The organism is Bacillus cereus group sp. MYBK222-1 (assembly GCF_051916425.1).
In the GTDB taxonomy this organism is placed as follows: domain Bacteria; phylum Bacillota; class Bacilli; order Bacillales; family Bacillaceae_G; genus Bacillus_A; species Bacillus_A paranthracis.
Genome location: NZ_JBQAGP010000007.1, coordinates 58,419 through 75,757, shown reverse-complemented (window position 1 = coordinate 75,757; position 17,339 = coordinate 58,419). Strand labels below are relative to the sequence as shown.

Genomic DNA, 17,339 nt, shown 5'->3' with positions numbered 1-17,339 from the left:
GGATGAAGATTAGAGTATGTACGTTACTGTAACAGAAGCAGCATATAAAAAGATTGTGGATACGATTCCAAATGAAGCGAAATATATAAAGTTATTTTACGATAATGAAGGTTGCGGTTGTGTAATGAGCGGAATTATCGATTTAGTAGCTGTAGCAGAAAAAGATGAGCGCGATGTGGATATCGAATCTAGCACAATGAATTTTATCGCAGATCGTACAAAGCTTGTATTTATGGATGATAAATTAACAGTTGATTGGCATGAAGGTGGAGGGACGTTTCAGCTGAAGAGCCCGAGCCAATTTTATAATCCAAATATGAAGTTACACGTTCGAGTGTAGTAAAGAAAAGGTGGTTCCAAAATGTATTTTGGAACCACCTTTTTTATTGTATACGTCGCTATTCTTGTCGTTTTTTGTTGATAAGTCGATATATTTAAAAAATCGCTGATATAATTCGAGTTGCGCCGATATATTTTGAAAATCGCCGATATAATCAGAGTTGCGCTGATATATTCAGAAAATCGCTGATATAATTTCATGCCCCAAAACGTTTCATACAATAAAAAGATTTTTTCACATAATGAAATGTACATGTGATTGAATTTTCTGTATAATCTTATTTGCGGAGGGGATACGCATGAGAAGATGGGGAATTGAGTTATTAATTTTAGCAGTCGTTATTATTTGGGGGATTAATTTTACGATTGCGAAATATGGACTTTTAGAATTTACAGCAATTGAGTTTACTGCACTTCGGATGATATCGGCGGCACCGCTTATGTTACTCCTTACATTTTTTATTGAAAAGTCGGTTTATATGGAGAGAAAAGATATACCTAGATTAATCATCGTTAGCGTTGTAGGTATTGTACTGTATCAAACGTTATTTATGGAAACTGTTAAATATACATCCGCTACAAATGCCTCTTTACTCATTTCTATTTCACCTATTTTTACAACTGTATTTGCGATTATCTTAAAACAAGAAAAGTTTTCTTCTCGAAAGCTTATCGGTTCGATTATTGCCTTTTGTGGTGCAGCCTTAGTTTTAGTAGCAGGGCATTCACTGGCTAGTTCTTTTTACGGGAATGGGATTGGACTCATTACATCAATATGTTGGGGGCTTTATCCTGTTTTAGCTGGTCCATTAATTAAAAAATATTCAGCGCTACGTGTTACCGCATGGTCAGCACTAGTTGGCGCGATTCCACTCTTGCTTTTAAGTGGACCATACGTATTTATAATGCCATTTCATATTACACATGGAATAACACTATTCGCTTTACTATATTCTATTTTCTTTGTAACAGTATTTGGTTTAGTAATGTGGTATGTTGGTGTTCAAAAAATTGGAGCATCACATACGATGGTATATATGTATATAACGCCACTTGTAGCTGTTTTATTTGCAACTGTATGGGCAAATGAATACGTATCGTTTCAACAAATAATCGGTGGAATTATTATTTTCTTCGGTTTATGGTTTGTGAAATCGGAGAAAGTAAAAGTGCATTCTACTGCGGGGGAACCTATATCAAAATAGGAAAACAGATCACCTATGATCTGCTTTCCTATTTTTTTATTTTTGGTAAGAAGATGAGAAATAAGATCGCAGTAATAAGTGGAATTAAGTTTAAAAATGGAATACGGAAGAGTGTAATAAGAATAATACCCGGAAGAAGGACACCGAGGACAGCGTAGAAAATACTATGGTTCTTCGTGTACCAATACAATGAAAGTCCAATAAGTGCAGGGATAATGAGGTGAATGAGAGCCATTAAAAAATAAATCATTAGACGCCCCCTTTATTTGTGTACTTATTACATCATATCCGTATGTTCATAGATTGATATCATTTTTTTCATAAATGGACGAAAAATGTTTGAAAAAACGTCACAAATTATGAGGGTATGATCTTTGAAATCTTGTATAATATTATTTTCTAAAAATATTTAAACAACATAAACATACCGTTTATGTTGTTTTTAATTTGAGTGAAATGAATGTAAGCAGTATAAACTTGAAAAAAATTTCTTGTTGGATAGATAAAAATTACTGAAGAGGAGAACAGCATGATTAGTATGTCATTAAGGTCGTTTAAAATTCAATCGTATTATATACTAGGTATTCTTTTACTAGGCTGGATGGTAACACCGTTTTCAGCACATTTTTTAGGTGCAGGAATTGGACTTATCGTAAGTATGTATTGCGTTTGGCTTTTAGGGAGACGAATTGAGAAGCTTGGAGATAGTATCGTAAAGAAAACGAAAGCGCCGACGCTCGGTATGTTTAATCGTTTTGCGGCTGCTATTTTAGGCGCTATTATTATGTACGAAATTGAGCACCATATGGTAATGTGGGCATTTGCAGTAGGGATTATGGGCGGTTATTTTTTAATCGTTGTGAACTTAGGTTATTATAGTATGAAAGATGAAAAGGAACTAACAAAAAGATAAAAAGCCTCTTTTTAGATGGAATAGAGGATCTAGCGAGGGATAGAAGCGTTTAAATCCTTTTTTAGCTCCATACGTTGTGAAACTAGAGGGATGTAATTTATATGTTCGAATCCGTAAGTTGTATGTGTAAAAATGAATTTACCCTAGAATAAGGAATCCAGCGATGAATAGTACAACAGGAAGCGAAACATTGCATAAAATACAGGTTTTTGCTTCCGATAAGTTAACATGAAATTACGTATTAGTATGACTTTTATGTTCTTTAAAAAAGTTGGATATAATACAAAAAACTATTCCGGTAATTAGAATAATATATTTTATCGTTTCACTTGTATGCTCAAATAAATTAACGTTAAGCATTACAAGTCCCCAAAACATTTGAATCGCTCCATAACTGAATAAAATTTTCCTGTACGAGAAAAATTTTCCATAGGTTTCACCCCTTCCTATATATGTAAATTATATCATGAAAAACTAAAAATAAGTAAATATAAAGTGAAAATTCTGTAAATTAACAAACGAAGTCACAGATGAAGAGAGTAACGTTTTACTTTATATAAGATATAGAAAGAAGCTTACGTAAAAAACGTAAGCTTCTTTTTTATGTAAGTGTGTGTAACCGTTAAGCCGCATTGGGTTTTGTCGGTGAGTACGCGAAACTTTACGGTTACACGACACTTATTCATATGAGTAAAGGGTTATTCCAACAGAAAGTTTGCGCTTAAGCGATTGGGCCGCCTAAGTTAATAATGTCTTCAGATACGCTGTCGAACTTTTTGAAGTTAGCTTTGAATTCATTTGCAAGTTCGATTGCTTTTGCTTTATAAGCAGCTTTATCAGCCCAAGTTTGTTCAGGCATTAACACTTCGTCAGGTACACCTGGTACGTGAAGTGGAACTTCAAGACCGAAGATGTCATGTTTAGCTGTTTCAGTTTTCGCAAGTTCACCGCTTAATGCTGCTTGAATCATTGCACGAGTGTAACCTAAGTTCATACGTTTACCAACGCCGTATTCGCCACCAGTCCAGCCAGTGTTTACTAAGAATACTTTCGCATCGTGTTTCTCAATTTTTTCACCAAGCATTTCAGCATAGCGAGATGCATCAAGTGGTAAGAATGGTGAACCGAAGCAAGTTGAGAATGTTGCTTGCGGAGATGTAACACCGCGCTCTGTTCCTGCTAGTTTACTAGTGTAACCACTTAAGAAGTGATACATAGCTTGTTCTTTTGATAACTTACTGATTGGAGGCAATACGCCAGATGCATCAGCAGTTAAGAAGATAATTGTATTTGGGTGTCCTGCAACACTTGGTAGTACGATATTGTCGATCGCATGCATAGGGTATGCAGCACGAGTATTTTCTGTTAAAGTAGTATCGTTATAGTCTGCGATACGCGTTTGGTCATTAATGATAACGTTTTCTAAAACAGATCCAAATGTGATTGCATCGAAAATTTGTGGTTCTTTCTCGTGAGAAAGGTTTACACATTTCGCGTAGCAACCGCCTTCAATATTGAATACACCGTTATCAGACCAACCGTGCTCATCATCACCGATTAATTTACGGTTTGGATCAGCAGATAATGTTGTTTTACCTGTTCCAGATAAACCGAAGAATAATGCTACATCGCCTTCTTCACCTACGTTTGCAGAGCAATGCATAGAAAGGATATCTTGTTCAGGTAATAAGAAGTTCATAATAGAGAAGATTGATTTTTTCATTTCTCCAGCGTATTCTGTACCACCAATTAGTACGATACGTTTTTCGAATGAAACCATAATGAATGCTTCAGAGTTTGTACCGTCAACAGCTGGATCAGCTTTGAAATTCGGTGCAGAAACAATTGTGAACTCTGATTCATGAGTTGTTAATTCTTCTTCAGTTGGACGAATGAATAGTTGATGTACAAATAAATTGTGCCATGCATATTCATTAATAACTTGAATTGGTAGGCGGTAATTGCGGTCAGCGCCTGCAAATCCTTTGAAGACGAATAACTCTTCTTTCTCTTTTAAGTATTCTAAAACTTTCGTATATAATTTATTAAAATGTTCTTCAGAAATCGGTTGGTTCACTGCTCCCCAAGCAATTTTGTCAGCAACCGATGCTTCTTTCACAATAAATTTATCTTTAGGAGAACGTCCTGTATATTTTCCAGTTGAAGCAGAAACGGCACCAGTCGAAGTTAATTTCCCTTCATTTCGCATTAATACTTTTTCCACTAATTGCGGAACACTTAGTTGAATCTGTGCATTGCTTCCGTTCAATAATTCGTGTAAACCAATTTGGACATTCACAGTACTCATATTTATATACCATCCTTTTCATTTAATGAAATATTTCTCGTAATCCCCAACAAGAGTATAACACAATTATATAAATAATGTATACTATTTATTTCTTTTTGTTTGTGTGAATACATTATTTCCTTATTAATATTTCATTTTAGGCGCATTGAGAAAAACTTTCACGAAAATGTGAATATTAATTGACAAATGAATATCATTTCTTTAGTATAGGTTGGGACGGATACTCTCTTATCCCGAGCTGGCGGAGGGACAGGCCCGATGAAGCCCAGCAACCTCACTTGTATTGGTAAACACAAGTGAATAGGTGCTAAAACCTGTGCGAGGCTACAGGTCTCGAACGATAAGAGCGAAGGGCAAAAAGCAGTATGCAAGTAGCAAATTAAACCTTTCCTCTCTATTATGTAGGAAAGGTTTTTCTGTATGCTTGTGTGGGAGAATAAATGTATGTCGCAATCTGTGGCAAATTAAGGATGAGTTCCGTACAATATATACAATTACTGTAGGGAGGTTTACCACATGACAAAAAAACGTCATCTGTTCACATCTGAGTCTGTAACTGAAGGACATCCAGATAAAATTTGTGACCAAATTTCTGATTCAATTTTAGATGCGATCTTATCAAAAGACGCAAATGCACGTGTAGCTTGTGAAACAACTGTAACAACTGGTTTAGTATTGGTAGCGGGGGAAATTACGACTTCTACTTACGTAGATATTCCAAAAATCGTTCGTGAAACAATTCAAGGCATTGGTTACACACGCGCAAAATACGGATTCGATGCAGAAACTTGTGCAGTTTTAACATCTATCGATGAGCAATCTGCTGACATCGCTATGGGTGTTGACCAAGCGCTAGAAGCACGCGAAGGTCAAATGACTGACGCTGAGATTGAGGCAATTGGTGCAGGAGACCAAGGTTTAATGTTTGGTTTCGCATGTAATGAAACACAAGAGTTAATGCCACTTCCAATCTCGCTTGCTCACAAATTAGCTCGCCGTTTAACTGAAGTACGTAAAAATGATACATTATCATACCTACGTCCGGACGGAAAAACGCAAGTTACAGTTGAGTATGATGAAAATGGTAAACCAGTACGTGTTGATACTATCGTAATTTCTACACAACATCACCCAGATGTTACATGGGAAGAAATCGATCGCGACTTAAAAGAGCACGTAATTAAAGCTGTAGTACCAGCAGAATTAATCGATGGAGAAACAAAATTCTTCATTAACCCAACTGGCCGCTTCGTAATTGGTGGACCACAAGGTGATGCTGGTTTAACAGGACGTAAAATCATCGTTGATACTTACGGTGGATACGCTCGCCACGGTGGCGGTGCATTCTCTGGTAAAGATGCAACAAAAGTTGACCGTTCTGCAGCATATGCAGCTCGTTATGTTGCGAAAAACATCGTAGCAGCTGGTCTTGCTGAAAAAGCAGAAGTACAACTTGCATACGCAATCGGTGTAGCACAACCAGTATCAATTTCAGTTGATACATTCGGCACTGGTAAAGTATCTGAAGACGTACTAGTAGAACTAGTTCGTAACAACTTCGATCTTCGCCCAGCTGGTATTATTAAAATGCTAGACTTACGTCGCCCAATTTACAAACAAACAGCAGCTTACGGCCACTTCGGACGTACTGATGTAGATCTATCATGGGAACGTACAGACAAAGCTGCAGCTTTAAAAGAGCAAGCTGGTCTATAATATATGAAAAAAAGCTTTGCGCGGTGAGCGCAAAGCTTTTTTTATTTCGTTTTATTTACAATTTGAATGCATGATTTGCAATATACTTCTCCATCTAGCTCAATATACTTTTTCATATGTTTGTATTTCTTTTTGGCATGATTTACAAACAGTTGGCTTTTTTGAAACATGTGAAATCAACCTTTCATTTGACGTGCTTTGCCCGCGCAAAATGCACTGCTTAATAAAAATAGCGTGGCGCATATAATACTTACTAATGTAGCGTATGGAATTGCGCCTTTTAGAGAAAAGCCGACAGTGATGGAAGCGATAAATAAGAGGATGAATGTTGTTGTTAATTTTTTGTATAGTTCCATAATAGGTAGACCTCCAATTTATTTTTTAGTACAAGTTTTAAAATTGAATTCTATGTATGTAGAAAATATAAAGAGTAGCTAAAGGTATGTAGTCTAAGGAGTATAAGAAAGTGCAGTTTCCTTTTTGTGGGTTAGTATATTTATATTGTATCATGGCGTATTGTTGGCTTCATACATAATTGTGTAAACATATGTATGATAAAATGAAGAAAAGTCTTTAAGGAAGGAAAGATGAAAAAATGAGCGTAACCGAACATAAAAAACAAGCGCCAAAAGAAGTGCGCTGCAAGATTGTAACGATTTCCGATACACGTACAGAAGAGACAGATAAGAGCGGACAACTATTACATACATTGTTAAAAGAAGCAGGCCATACAGTGACTTCTTATGAAATTGTGAAAGATGATAAAGAAAGTATTCAGCAAGCAGTGTTAGCTGGTTATCATAGGGAAGATGTTGATGTTGTATTAACAAATGGCGGTACTGGCATTACGAAACGCGATGTGACGATTGAAGCAGTATCAGCGTTATTACATAAAGAAATTGTTGGATTTGGTGAGTTGTTCCGCATGATTAGTTATTTAGAAGATATCGGAAGCAGCGCAATGTTAAGTAGAGCGATCGGCGGCACAATTGGGCGCAAAGTAGTCTTCTCGATACCAGGATCTAGCGGAGCGGTTCGCCTTGCGATGAATAAATTAATTTTACCAGAATTAGGTCATATTACATTTGAGTTGCATCGCCAATGAGTAAGTATGCTGGAATTGTATTAGCAGGTGGTATGTCGAGTAGATTCGGTGAGCCGAAAGCGTTAGCGAGTTGGCAAGGGAGTACGTTTATTGAGCATATTTTGAAAGTGATGACAAGCACGCTCCAAGAAGTTGTAGTCATTAGTCATTCTGATATAAAAGAGCGAGTAGAGAAACTCGTACAAGTTCCTGTTATCGAAGATATTCCGCACTATAAAGGGAACGGGCCACTTGCTGGAATTGTATCAGGAATGGAATACATAGAAGCAGATTGGTACGCTATTATGCCTTGCGATGCGCCAAATGTTTCGCATGAATGGTTTACCATTTTACTGGAGCAAACAAGCAATGAGTATGATGCAGTTGTACCTATTATTAATGGAAGGAAACAACCGCTACTTGCAGCGTACCATAACCGCGTGAAAGAAAAGATTTATACTTTGCTTCAAGAAGAAAAAAGAAGTATGGGTCAGCTTTTATCACAATGTAATGTGAAATATATTGCTGGTGAAGATATACAAGCAAATGCGGATTGGTTTATAAATGTGAATACGAAAGAAGAATATGTGCAGGCTCAAAAAGACCTTTCAAATGAATGAAAGGTTTTTTTGTATACAGAAATTGGGGAACAATTACTGTATAAAGGTATGTGAGTAAGTTGATTTTAAGGGGAATTCTTAAAATCACTATACAGTTAAAATACTGTATAACCATATATTAATTTTTATGGGTTTTTATTACAAGTCTATTTGTTTATGCTTGTTTTTGTTATAATGAATATAGAAATAATATAATATTTCACCTTGTGTATCATTTATTTAAGTAAATTTTACAATTGTATAATAAACTCCCTTCGTTTTTTGAAGGGAGTTTTTCTATTTAAGCAAGCAACTCTGATTCGTTATGCTGAAGGACTTCTTCATATTCGTTAAGCAAGCCACGAAAGATCTCATCCCAGCTTTTTGATTTCGCATAAGATAAAGCTGCTACTCCCATCTGCTCCAATTTTTCTTCATTTTGCAATAAAAAATAAATGGATGATAGAAATGCGTCCTCATTTTTTGGCGGGCAAAGAACTCCCGTTTTTCCATCTGTAATAATATTTTTAACCCCGCCACTATTTGCACCGATGACAGGTGTGCCGCATGCAAGCGATTCAAGTACAACATTTCCGAATGTTTCAGTGGCTGATGGAAATACCATCATGTTAGAACAAGCATATGCTTCAGCTAAATCCCCGCCTTGTAAATAGCCAGTAAACGTGACATTTGTTTTCGGAACAGCTTCACGAAGACTTGTTGCTAGAGGACCGTCTCCTGCTATAAGCCAATGAATATCGTTTCGAGTATGCGCTGATTTAACGATAAGATTTTGCAACGTATCAATATCTTTCTCAGGAGCAATCCGTCCAACATAGGAAAGGACATACTTCGCTGTAATATTATATTTTTTCCGGAATACTTCTGTATTGTAAGCTGGATGAAAGAGTGTGCAATCTACACCCCGTCCCCAAATAGAGAGGGCCTGAAAGCCTTTATGTTTTAATTGATGTAATGTTTCAGGAGAAGGGACAAAATTTTTTTGCATATGACTATGAAACCATTTTAAATAGTTCCAAAGCATATTGGAGAGAAATTCGATTTTGTAATAGCGCAAATAAGCATCGAAATCAGTATGATAAGAACCGACAACTGGGATGTTTAACTTTTTCGCATAATACAATCCACAAAGTCCCATGTTGAAAGGTGTAGCAATGTGAATTATGTCAGGTTTAAAGGAAAGAAGTTCTCGCTTAATGCGCGGAGTAGGAAAAGAAAAGCGACATTCTGGATATAATATTGTTAACGGGATACTTCTCATCTTGTTCACATTCGCTACGAAATTATCTTCAGCTGTATGCTGAGGGGCGAAAACAGAATAGGCGATTTTTTCTTTCTGAAAATATCGTGTTAACCGCTCTAACGTTTTCGCAACCCCGTTCACTTGTGGCGTAAAAGTATCGGTAAAAATGGCGACTCTCATCATATCACTCCTTTATGTGAAAAGTGGGATGAATTGATAAAAAGAGATGATGCCAGAGCAAGTGCCGAGACACATACCGACGAATACATCAGATGGATAGTGAAGCCCTAAATAAATGCGAGAAATACCGACGCATAATGCTAACGGTAATAGGAAAATAAGTAAGCTTGGATTATAGCAAATAAATGGAATAAAGACAGAGAAAACGGCTGTTGTATGACCAGACGGGAAAGAGTGGTCTTGTAATGGATGGACTGGATATTTTGCATCCTGAATTGTTAAATAAGGACGTTTTCGTGGATACCATCTTTTTAATATTTGCACAGGAATATGGCTAATTGCTAGCGAAATAGCAGTTGCAATTGCAGCTTGATGCAAAGTTCCACTTGCGAAGATTAAAAAGAACAGTGTGAGTGCGATAGAGAAAGTCGCGCCACCGATATGAGTAATATTGCTGAAAAAGAGATTTAACGTTTTTTGATCAAAGTAGCGGTTAATTCCTCTGAAAATGTAACATTCTATTTTATATAATCCACTGACCTTCATGAAAATTCTCCTCCCTCATCTACATATATATGGAGATATTAGCTTTTATTTTAATAAGATTTTGTTGAGGGAGTAATAATGTTTTGTAAAGAAAAAGTTAGATTTTATATAAAAAAACTGCCAGTATTATGGCAGCTGTAAAATCATTTTTGTAGTGATTTATAATATTGGCCTTTTTCAACGTATTGCGTGCGAATTCGCTCCATGTCTTTACGGTCTTCTTCTGTTAACTCACGAACGACTTTCGCTGGACGACCGAAAGCTAATGTATTCGGCGGGATTTTCTTTCCTTGTGAAACGAGGCTTCCAGCACCGATAAAGGCTCCTTCGCCAATTTCAGCACCATCTAATATAATAGATCCCATTCCAATTAAAGCATCTTTCTTAATATGGCAGCTATGTAAAATCACTTGATGCCCAATTGTTACGTCATCTTCTAAAATAAGAGGATATTGCGGGCTTTGGTGGAGTGTACATTGGTCTTGTACATTTACTCGGTCTCCAATAATTGTCGGTGACACATCACCGCGGATGACTGTATTAAACCAAATACTTGATTCCTCGCCAATTGTCACATCACCAGTAATGGTTACGTAGTCAGCGATAAAAGCACTACTCGCAATTTTCGGATTTTTTTCTTTGTAAGGATATATCATGTAAAGCCTTCCTTTCCTAGAGACTAGTTTCAGTGTATCAAATTATGAGAAAGAGTGAAATGGAGGAGAGCCGTATGTGGAATTATGAAGCTGAGCAAGCAAAGGCTGTCATCGTTATTGTGCACGGCGCAATGGAATATCACGGACGTTATGAAGCTGTTGCGGAAATGTGGAATCATATCGGCTATCACGTCGTGATGGGGGACCTTCCGTCACATGGAACGACTTCAAGAAATAGAGGACATATTGATTCGTTTGATGAATACATAGAGGAAGTTAAATTATGGGTGAAAGAGGCAAGAAAGTATCGATTACCTATTTTTCTATTTGGTCATAGTATGGGTGGTCTTATCGTCATTCGTATGATGCAAGAGACGAAGAGAGAAGATGTAGACGGCATTATTTTAAGTTCGCCATGTTTAGGTGTATTAGCTGGACCTTCTGCACCGCTTCAAGCTGCCTCAAAAATATTAAATATTATCGCTCCGAAGTTACAATTTGCAACGAATCTTACAGTGGAAATGTCAACGCGTAATCATGAAGTGAGAGATGCGATGGAGAACGATTCATTGTTCTTGCGCAAAGTATCAGTACGTTGGTATAGTGAATTGATTAAGTCTATTGAAATCGCTCATAAAAAAATAGATGATTTTCCAGATGTTCCGCTCTTGCTAATGCAAGCATGTGAGGATAAACTTGTAGATAAAACACGTGTCCGCACTTGGTTTAATAATGTTAAAATAAGTGATAAGGCTTTTAAAGAATGGCCGAATTGTTATCATGAGTTATTAAATGAGTATGAGCGTGATGAAATTTTGAATTATATTCAGTCATTTACTGAAATACGCATCAATAACATAATAGAAACAAATAAGTAAATTATTTGTACATTGAATAGAGGAGATGAAGGAAGAAGTGAACGTACCGAGTAATCCCATAACGCTCATGGCGAAAGTATACCGTGATGTGTTTCCGGTTGTACACCATGAGCTAGCGATGTGGAAAGAGCGTGCCTACCATATTCCGAATGATGAGCTTCATAGTCAGGCAATCGCAAGTATTGAGCATAAAACGTTTCATTGCGAAGGCGGTGGCATTTTAGCACTATTAGCAAATGAACACCGTGAGGAATGTATTCGTTTTATCGTCGCATATCAAACGATTAGTGACTACTTAGATAATTTATGTGATCGCAGTACATCACTTGATCCGAATGATTTTGCCGCGCTGCATGAATCTATGTTAATGGCATTATCACCTGAAGTAGAAGGTGGCGGTAATTATTATCGCTATCGTGATGATCAAGATGATGGTGGTTATTTAGATGAACTTGTTGAAACATGCCAAGATGTTTTAAAGAAAACGAAGCACTATGACAAAATTGCTCCTATTCTTCATGAACTTGCTTGTTATTATTGTGATCTGCAAATTCATAAACATGTGAAATTAGAAGAAAGAGAACCAAGATTACAAACATGGTTTGAAGCACATAAAGAAAACTTACCGGAGATGAGTTGGTTTGAATTTTCAGCATGTGCCGGTTCTACGCTTGGAATCTTCTGTCTTGTCGCATATGCCTTTCATGATGAATTACATGATGAAGATATTGCGAAAATTAGACAAGGATATTTTCCTTACGTACAAGGACTTCATATCTTACTTGATTATTTCATTGATCAAGAAGAAGACCGCATCGGCGGGGATTTGAATTTCTGTAGTTATTATGAAAACGAGCAAGTGATATTAGATCGTATGAAACATTTTGTAGAAGAAGCAGAGAAGAGCATTGGTGATTTGCCTCATGCGAAGTTTCATCGTCTCATAAGCCGAGGATTACTTGGTATTTATTTATCAGACCAAAAAGTATCAGCACAAAAGAATATGCACAAAATGGCACGGCGCATTGTAAAATACGGTGGTCTCACTTCACGATTCTTCTATTGGAACGGGAAGATGTACCGAAAGAAAACGGCGCAGTGATAAAGAAAACCACTCATGTAGAGTGGTTTTTTTTGTTATAATATGGTAAAGGTGGTGACGGAAATGAAGCAATTGTTTCAAAAGCTGTATAACCATATTGAAATAACATTACTCGTGCTACTCTCCATTTCATTTGTAACTGGAATGTATATGATGATGAATAAAGCCGGTGGTCCTACAACGATGGATTATGTAGCTCAAGTTATTATTGTATTGATTATTATAGTAGATATTGTCTTTTTAATAAGTGATAGAAAAAAAGAAAATAGTAAATAAAAAGCATTTGTACAAGGGAGTACAAATGCTTTTTTACTATGAGCGTATTTTTGAAAATACATATATAAGAAGTTCAATCACAAAAATAGCTAAAACAGATAGTCCGAATAAAGGCATGACAGCGCCTAGTATAACCATCATGATAAAGAAAACGATTATGCTTTTCTTATCTCTTTGCTTTGGCGGTGCTGCTAATTTTCCTTTCGGCTTTCTTGCTAACCACATTTTTATTCCGTAATAAATAAGAAGTAATAAAGATAATGTCGTTAGTAAGCATAATATTTTATTTGGCCATCCGAATAAATGACCTTCGTGAAGCGGGATACCGTAAGTGAACCATTGCGCAAGTAATCCATAATCACGATAGTCCGTTTTGGAAATGAGCTCTCCGCTATATTGATCAAAATAAGCTGTTATTTCTTCATTTGGTGCAACATGCATACCTGTAATACCAGAACCGCTCGATTTCGAAACAGTGAACACACCTTTTGGATCAGCTGGTAGTGAAATAACATATGGTTTCTTTATTTTAATTCCGTTTCGCAATTCATCGACAGAAATTGCTTTTGGCTCATTCGAATTCGATTCAGGAGGTGCTTCTTTTCTAGTTGCCCACGGCAATTCTTTTACCTTCGATTCAGGAGGTGCCATATACAATTTTGGATATCCGAGTGATTCATTTGACGATGCAATTTTATAAATTTGGTTACCCATAAATCCTGACCATGGCAACCCAGATGCAACTAACAAAACGAGAGGAATTGTAAATATAATACCGATAATAGAATGACGTCGTTTTGCTTTTTCTCGCTTATTGGATGCCGGTGTATTTTTGAATTGGCGTATACTCATGTACAACCCAGTTACAATTAAAAAGATTGTCCAACATGCCGCAAGTTCTACAATGTAGTTAACGACAGTGCCACCAACTAAAAGAGAACTATGTAATTCCCTCATGATATTGGCAAACGTTTCACTTGCGTTTTGATCCCCAACAATTTGATTATTACTATCTAAATACACATATTTTTGTTGCCCAGTATACTCATTTGCAATCGTAAGTCTCGTATTATAATCCCCATTAAACTCACTAATTTTCGCCACACTATAATGTGGATATTTTTTCTCTGTTAAGGAAATAGAATCAGCCATCGAAATAGATTCTGTTTGAGCACTCTTCCCAAAATATAAATCTTTATAGATGAAATCCTCAACCTCTTCCCGAAATAAATACCCAATTCCGCTCAGTGACAACGTAATAAGAAGCGGCGTAATAAAAAGCCCAGCATAAAAATGCCAACGCCAAAAAATGTAATGAAGCGAACGATTTACTTTCATGCTCTTAGTTCCCCTAACCTTCCCTATATGAATAACTACTTATTTAATATAGCGAGATTAAGTGTGATTACTTTGAAAGAATTGTGAAGAAAGTTAAAAGTTTTGGAGAGCTGGCTGGGAATTTTGTTAGTAAAGCGATAATCTATTATGACAATAAAATTTTTAAAACGTTTTAAGATAGTTCAAAAGTAGACATCTTCAATTTTGAAGATGTTTTTTTATATACCATGATTAAATACTAGCTTGACTATAACGTAGCGTCATAGATTAAGTTGTTCTTAGGAGGTGGATTAATCTGATTACTACGGGGGATGTAAAGAAAGTTACAGGTTTAACAGAAAGGACAATACGATATTATAGTGAATTGAACTTAATTACGCCAAAAAGAAATAATATAGGACAAATTCATTTATCAAGAAAGGATTTATTAGACTTAATTAAAATCCTAAATCTAAAGATAGTAGGAAAAAATTTAAAATTTATCGGCAGTCTAAATTTAAATGAACTGAGTATTAAAGATACAAGTCTTCAGCTTGATGAAATGTACAATGATTTAGAGTGTGTACTTATATCTTTAAACCATCTAGAGAATAGCAACGATGAAGATAGTATATTAAATGCTCTTAAACTTGCTCACGTAGTTAATGATAAGTACATGATGAAACGGGGATATTTATGAAAATTTTTATAGAAGATACTATAAGTCAATATGATATATTACTTTCACTATCACCTGAAGAAAGGGAGAATTTTTTTAGGCATACAATGATGAAACCATTTGAAGGAATGTGGAATACAATTAATGTACCGATGAAATCTAAGGATCCAAAAGGTTATGACGTCATGATGGCAACACGAATGCTAGGGTATTTAGATATAAACGAGACAAAATTAGCAGAAGAAGCATTAAATGATTTGAAGAAGATGAATGCATTAAAAATTGCTGAAAAAACTTTAAAAGAATGTATAGATTTCTCTTCTGAGCATGATTTAAGAGTAAGTGCAGAGGAAATGAGATTTGGTATGTATATTGCAGACCCAAAAAAATTAAAAAATCAAAACAGTTATACTGGTTTTGGTGGTATTCCTGGTTATGTTATAGCAATAATTCGCCCGAATAGCTACAATGTTCCAAGATTTCCGGCACTCATTGCACATGAATTTCATCATAATTTACGATTCTCTTATTTTGAATGGAATCATGGAGATGTAACCGTAGCTGATTATATAATTATTGAGGGACTCGCCGATTCTTTTGCTACCGCATTGTATGGTAAAGAATTTTTAGGGCCATGGGTTACTTCAATTGACAATGAAGACCTTGAATACTCTATTTACGTAATAAAAGAAGGGCTTAATGTGAAAGGGTTTGCGGAGGTAAGTAGCTATATGTTTGGAGATGATTTCGCCAAAAAAGAAGGTTATCAACCAGTAGGCTTATCAACCGGTGCGGGTTATGCTGTAGGGTATCACATTGTGCAGTCTTTTATGAAAAATAATAATGTTACAATCCAAGAAGCTACATTGTTAAGTACAGAAGAAATAATAAAGGGGTCTAATGTTTTTTAAGGTAATTGTATTTTGAAAGACGCTATTGTTTCTAAAAGTTATGAATTCTTATGTGGATTTGGAAATTAAGTAAGCATAATACCATCCGTAAGAACGGTACTATGCTTATTTATAGTTTTAAATTTAATCAATTTTATTATAATTATACATCCATGTTCAATTGCCGAGACATACAATGTTCTATGCAAAGTGTAGTTGAATGAATCAGCTCTTCATTTCCTTTTTGTAGCCTAATTTGAAGTGCTTTTTGAAAACAAGTAAGGGCGGTTTGGAAGTCACCTTCATCTAATTTACTTTTTCCGTAATGTTGGTAGAAAAAATCTTCATAAGCGGGTAAGTCTGGCAGTGTTTGTAGAAGTTCGGCAAAGATTGTATTTGCAGCAGCAAACTTTCTTTCCCAATGATATGTATGTGCGAGGCGAAGTTTGTTAATAAAAAGCACTTGGATGTTATCTGTTTGTGTGTAATATTCAATAGCCTTCTGTAAGTAATACTCACTGTCAGAAAGGTTGCCAGCGATTCGTTCATAAACACCGATTAATCCGCAGTTTTTTCCGTATAACGAACTTTCATGTAAATGCTCTTTCAAAAATACAATCCCTTGCTTCATTTCAGCAAGGGATATAGGTTTTTCTCTAAGATTTTCATCAAATGTGTATCCCATTTCAAAAGGTATATTCATTTGGACCCCCTTATATTTTCTACATACATCCTAACAACCGCTTTTGCAAGACATTGAGAGGAATCAACAAAATCCTCACTCGCCACCACATTCAAATCGGTACATGCGATAATGGCGGTATCAACTTCATCTTTCAATTGTAAAACGAGTGCATTCCACAATTCACGAGCTTCTTCAACTTCTCCGCTTTTAATATAAGTAATAATTTGATTAATGCTTTCCTGCCATTGTTCGTAATGAATATACTCTATGTTACATTTTGCAATCCCATCTTGGTAAATACCAGCTTGAACAGTTGCTTCTGTTGCGAGAAGAGCGACTCTTTTTGCAGTTTCAGGAATCGCTTTTAACGTTTCATCAACTATATTCAAAATAGGAATAGAAAGAGATTGCTGTAATTCTTCAAAATAAAGATGCGCTGTATTGCACGGCATAGCGATAAAGCTTGCGCCAGTACTCTCGAGTTTTTGTGCTCCTTCAATAATCGCTTTTTTCATCGCTTCATGATCAATAGGGCGATCCATGTAAAACGGTGTTGGGCACGAATAGATCATCATATGAGGAAAGTCCATGTCATGCTTTGCTCCGTATATTGTTTGGCACTCTGCTACAACTGTATCAACGAATGGTCCAGTTGATTTTGGCCCCATTCCTGCTAGTATTCCGATCATTGTTTTGTCT

Annotated in this window: 21 protein-coding genes, 1 pseudogene and 1 riboswitch; of the genes and pseudogenes, 11 read left to right on the top strand and 11 right to left on the bottom strand. The window is 36.1% G+C overall.

The genetic code is table 11. The annotated features are described in order from the left end of the window. Positions 1–16: 16 nt before the first annotated feature. Both ACTFR9_RS22880 and ACTFR9_RS22875 read left to right on the top strand, forming a co-directional pair. Positions 17–340: an iron-sulfur cluster biosynthesis family protein gene (locus ACTFR9_RS22880; protein ID WP_000289578.1), complete on the top strand. Its 324-nt coding sequence runs from the start codon at positions 17–19 to the stop codon at positions 338–340. Positions 341–638: 298 nt separating this feature from the next. Continuing rightward, the gene (locus ACTFR9_RS22875; protein ID WP_076855882.1) at positions 639–1,544 is read left to right on the top strand and encodes a DMT family transporter; all 906 of its coding nucleotides are present in this window, start codon (positions 639–641) and stop codon (positions 1,542–1,544) included. A gap of 28 nt (positions 1,545–1,572) precedes the next feature. On the opposite strand, the gene ACTFR9_RS22870 is transcribed toward ACTFR9_RS22875, so the two are convergent. Beyond that, positions 1,573–1,794 carry a hypothetical protein gene (locus tag ACTFR9_RS22870; protein WP_000639042.1) on the bottom strand — a complete coding sequence of 74 codons (222 nt, stop codon included), beginning with the start codon at positions 1,792–1,794 and terminating at the stop codon, positions 1,573–1,575. Positions 1,795–2,073: 279 nt separating this feature from the next. Between ACTFR9_RS22870 and ACTFR9_RS22865 the strand changes: the two genes are divergently transcribed. Then, the gene (locus tag ACTFR9_RS22865; RefSeq protein ID WP_000624930.1) at positions 2,074–2,457 is read left to right on the top strand and encodes an ATP synthase subunit I; all 384 of its coding nucleotides are present in this window, start codon (positions 2,074–2,076) and stop codon (positions 2,455–2,457) included. Between the two features lie 234 nt (positions 2,458–2,691). Here the strand turns inward: ACTFR9_RS22865 and ACTFR9_RS22860 are convergent. Further along, positions 2,692–2,888, bottom strand: a pseudogene (locus tag ACTFR9_RS22860) (hypothetical protein). Between the two features lie 290 nt (positions 2,889–3,178). Beyond that, a complete protein-coding gene (gene pckA, locus ACTFR9_RS22855; RefSeq protein WP_000108804.1) occupies positions 3,179–4,765 on the bottom strand; it encodes a phosphoenolpyruvate carboxykinase (ATP) in 1,587 nt (528 codons plus the stop codon). Positions 4,766–4,993: 228 nt separating this feature from the next. Next, positions 4,994–5,115, top strand: a riboswitch (SAM riboswitch). Positions 5,116–5,284: 169 nt separating this feature from the next. On the opposite strand from pckA, the gene metK reads away from it, so the two are divergent. After that, the gene (gene metK, locus ACTFR9_RS22850) at positions 5,285–6,484 is read left to right on the top strand and encodes a methionine adenosyltransferase (protein WP_000163125.1); all 1,200 of its coding nucleotides are present in this window, start codon (positions 5,285–5,287) and stop codon (positions 6,482–6,484) included. A 41-nt stretch (positions 6,485–6,525) separates the two neighbouring features. Here metK and ACTFR9_RS22845 read toward each other — a convergent pair whose 3' ends face one another. Continuing rightward, entirely contained in the window at positions 6,526–6,654 is a 129-nt protein-coding gene (locus ACTFR9_RS22845) for a hypothetical protein (protein WP_001998486.1), read from the bottom strand. Positions 6,655–6,660: 6 nt separating this feature from the next. Further along, on the bottom strand, positions 6,661–6,840 hold the full coding sequence (locus ACTFR9_RS22840) for a hypothetical protein (RefSeq protein ID WP_000424795.1): 180 nt from the start codon (positions 6,838–6,840) through the stop codon (positions 6,661–6,663). Between the two features lie 239 nt (positions 6,841–7,079). Between ACTFR9_RS22840 and ACTFR9_RS22835 the strand changes: the two genes are divergently transcribed. Together ACTFR9_RS22835 and ACTFR9_RS22830 are read left to right on the top strand one after the other, a co-directional pair. After that, positions 7,080–7,589, top strand: coding sequence for a MogA/MoaB family molybdenum cofactor biosynthesis protein (locus ACTFR9_RS22835; RefSeq protein WP_440049024.1), 510 nt, complete (start codon positions 7,080–7,082; stop codon positions 7,587–7,589). Continuing rightward, the gene (locus ACTFR9_RS22830) at positions 7,586–8,188 is read left to right on the top strand and encodes a molybdenum cofactor guanylyltransferase (protein ID WP_000049606.1); all 603 of its coding nucleotides are present in this window, start codon (positions 7,586–7,588) and stop codon (positions 8,186–8,188) included. The genes ACTFR9_RS22835 and ACTFR9_RS22830 overlap by 4 nt, the downstream gene beginning before the upstream one ends. Positions 8,189–8,468: 280 nt before the next feature. On the opposite strand, the gene ACTFR9_RS22825 is transcribed toward ACTFR9_RS22830, so the two are convergent. The 3 genes from ACTFR9_RS22825 to ACTFR9_RS22815 all read right to left on the bottom strand — a co-directional run bounded on the left by ACTFR9_RS22825 (position 8,469) and on the right by ACTFR9_RS22815 (position 10,813). Continuing rightward, on the bottom strand, positions 8,469–9,611 hold the full coding sequence (locus ACTFR9_RS22825; protein WP_001261612.1) for a glycosyltransferase family 4 protein: 1,143 nt from the start codon (positions 9,609–9,611) through the stop codon (positions 8,469–8,471). Positions 9,612–9,623: 12 nt separating this feature from the next. Next, positions 9,624–10,157: a phosphatase PAP2 family protein gene (locus tag ACTFR9_RS22820; RefSeq protein WP_000868600.1), complete on the bottom strand. Its 534-nt coding sequence runs from the start codon at positions 10,155–10,157 to the stop codon at positions 9,624–9,626. 143 nt (positions 10,158–10,300) lie between these two features. Next, complete coding sequence (locus tag ACTFR9_RS22815; RefSeq protein WP_000640211.1) at positions 10,301–10,813, bottom strand: gamma carbonic anhydrase; 513 nt, start codon at positions 10,811–10,813, stop codon at positions 10,301–10,303. Between the two features lie 74 nt (positions 10,814–10,887). Here ACTFR9_RS22815 and ACTFR9_RS22810 point away from each other — a divergent pair, with 74 nt between their 5' ends. From ACTFR9_RS22810 to ACTFR9_RS22800, 3 genes are read left to right on the top strand one after another with little or no spacing between them, the layout of a single operon-like run. Further along, a complete protein-coding gene (locus ACTFR9_RS22810) occupies positions 10,888–11,691 on the top strand; it encodes an alpha/beta hydrolase (RefSeq protein WP_000267442.1) in 804 nt (267 codons plus the stop codon). 37 nt (positions 11,692–11,728) lie between these two features. Beyond that, positions 11,729–12,793 carry a tetraprenyl-beta-curcumene synthase family protein gene (locus tag ACTFR9_RS22805; protein ID WP_001102457.1) on the top strand — a complete coding sequence of 355 codons (1,065 nt, stop codon included), beginning with the start codon at positions 11,729–11,731 and terminating at the stop codon, positions 12,791–12,793. 42 nt (positions 12,794–12,835) lie between these two features. After that, the gene (locus ACTFR9_RS22800) at positions 12,836–13,069 is read left to right on the top strand and encodes a hypothetical protein (RefSeq protein ID WP_001998481.1); all 234 of its coding nucleotides are present in this window, start codon (positions 12,836–12,838) and stop codon (positions 13,067–13,069) included. A gap of 36 nt (positions 13,070–13,105) precedes the next feature. Here the strand turns inward: ACTFR9_RS22800 and ACTFR9_RS22795 are convergent, their stop codons facing one another. Next, positions 13,106–14,407 (bottom strand): PepSY-associated TM helix domain-containing protein, encoded by a 1,302-nt coding sequence (locus ACTFR9_RS22795; RefSeq protein WP_000867802.1) that lies wholly within the window; start codon positions 14,405–14,407, stop codon positions 13,106–13,108. Between the two features lie 289 nt (positions 14,408–14,696). Between ACTFR9_RS22795 and ACTFR9_RS22790 the strand changes: the two genes are divergently transcribed. Next, the gene (locus tag ACTFR9_RS22790) at positions 14,697–15,086 is read left to right on the top strand and encodes a MerR family transcriptional regulator (protein WP_306299033.1); all 390 of its coding nucleotides are present in this window, start codon (positions 14,697–14,699) and stop codon (positions 15,084–15,086) included. Continuing rightward, positions 15,083–15,976 (top strand): DUF2268 domain-containing protein, encoded by an 894-nt coding sequence (locus ACTFR9_RS22785; protein WP_000688526.1) that lies wholly within the window; start codon positions 15,083–15,085, stop codon positions 15,974–15,976. The genes ACTFR9_RS22790 and ACTFR9_RS22785 overlap by 4 nt, the downstream gene beginning before the upstream one ends. Before the next feature lie 142 nt (positions 15,977–16,118). On the opposite strand, the gene ACTFR9_RS22780 is transcribed toward ACTFR9_RS22785, so the two are convergent. Continuing rightward, positions 16,119–16,658, bottom strand: coding sequence for a hypothetical protein (locus tag ACTFR9_RS22780; protein WP_001024985.1), 540 nt, complete (start codon positions 16,656–16,658; stop codon positions 16,119–16,121). Further along, positions 16,655–17,329, bottom strand: a complete 675-nt coding sequence (locus tag ACTFR9_RS22775) for an aspartate/glutamate racemase family protein (protein WP_214328355.1) — start codon at positions 17,327–17,329, stop codon at positions 16,655–16,657. The genes ACTFR9_RS22780 and ACTFR9_RS22775 overlap by 4 nt, the downstream gene beginning before the upstream one ends. Positions 17,330–17,339 lie beyond the last annotated feature (10 nt).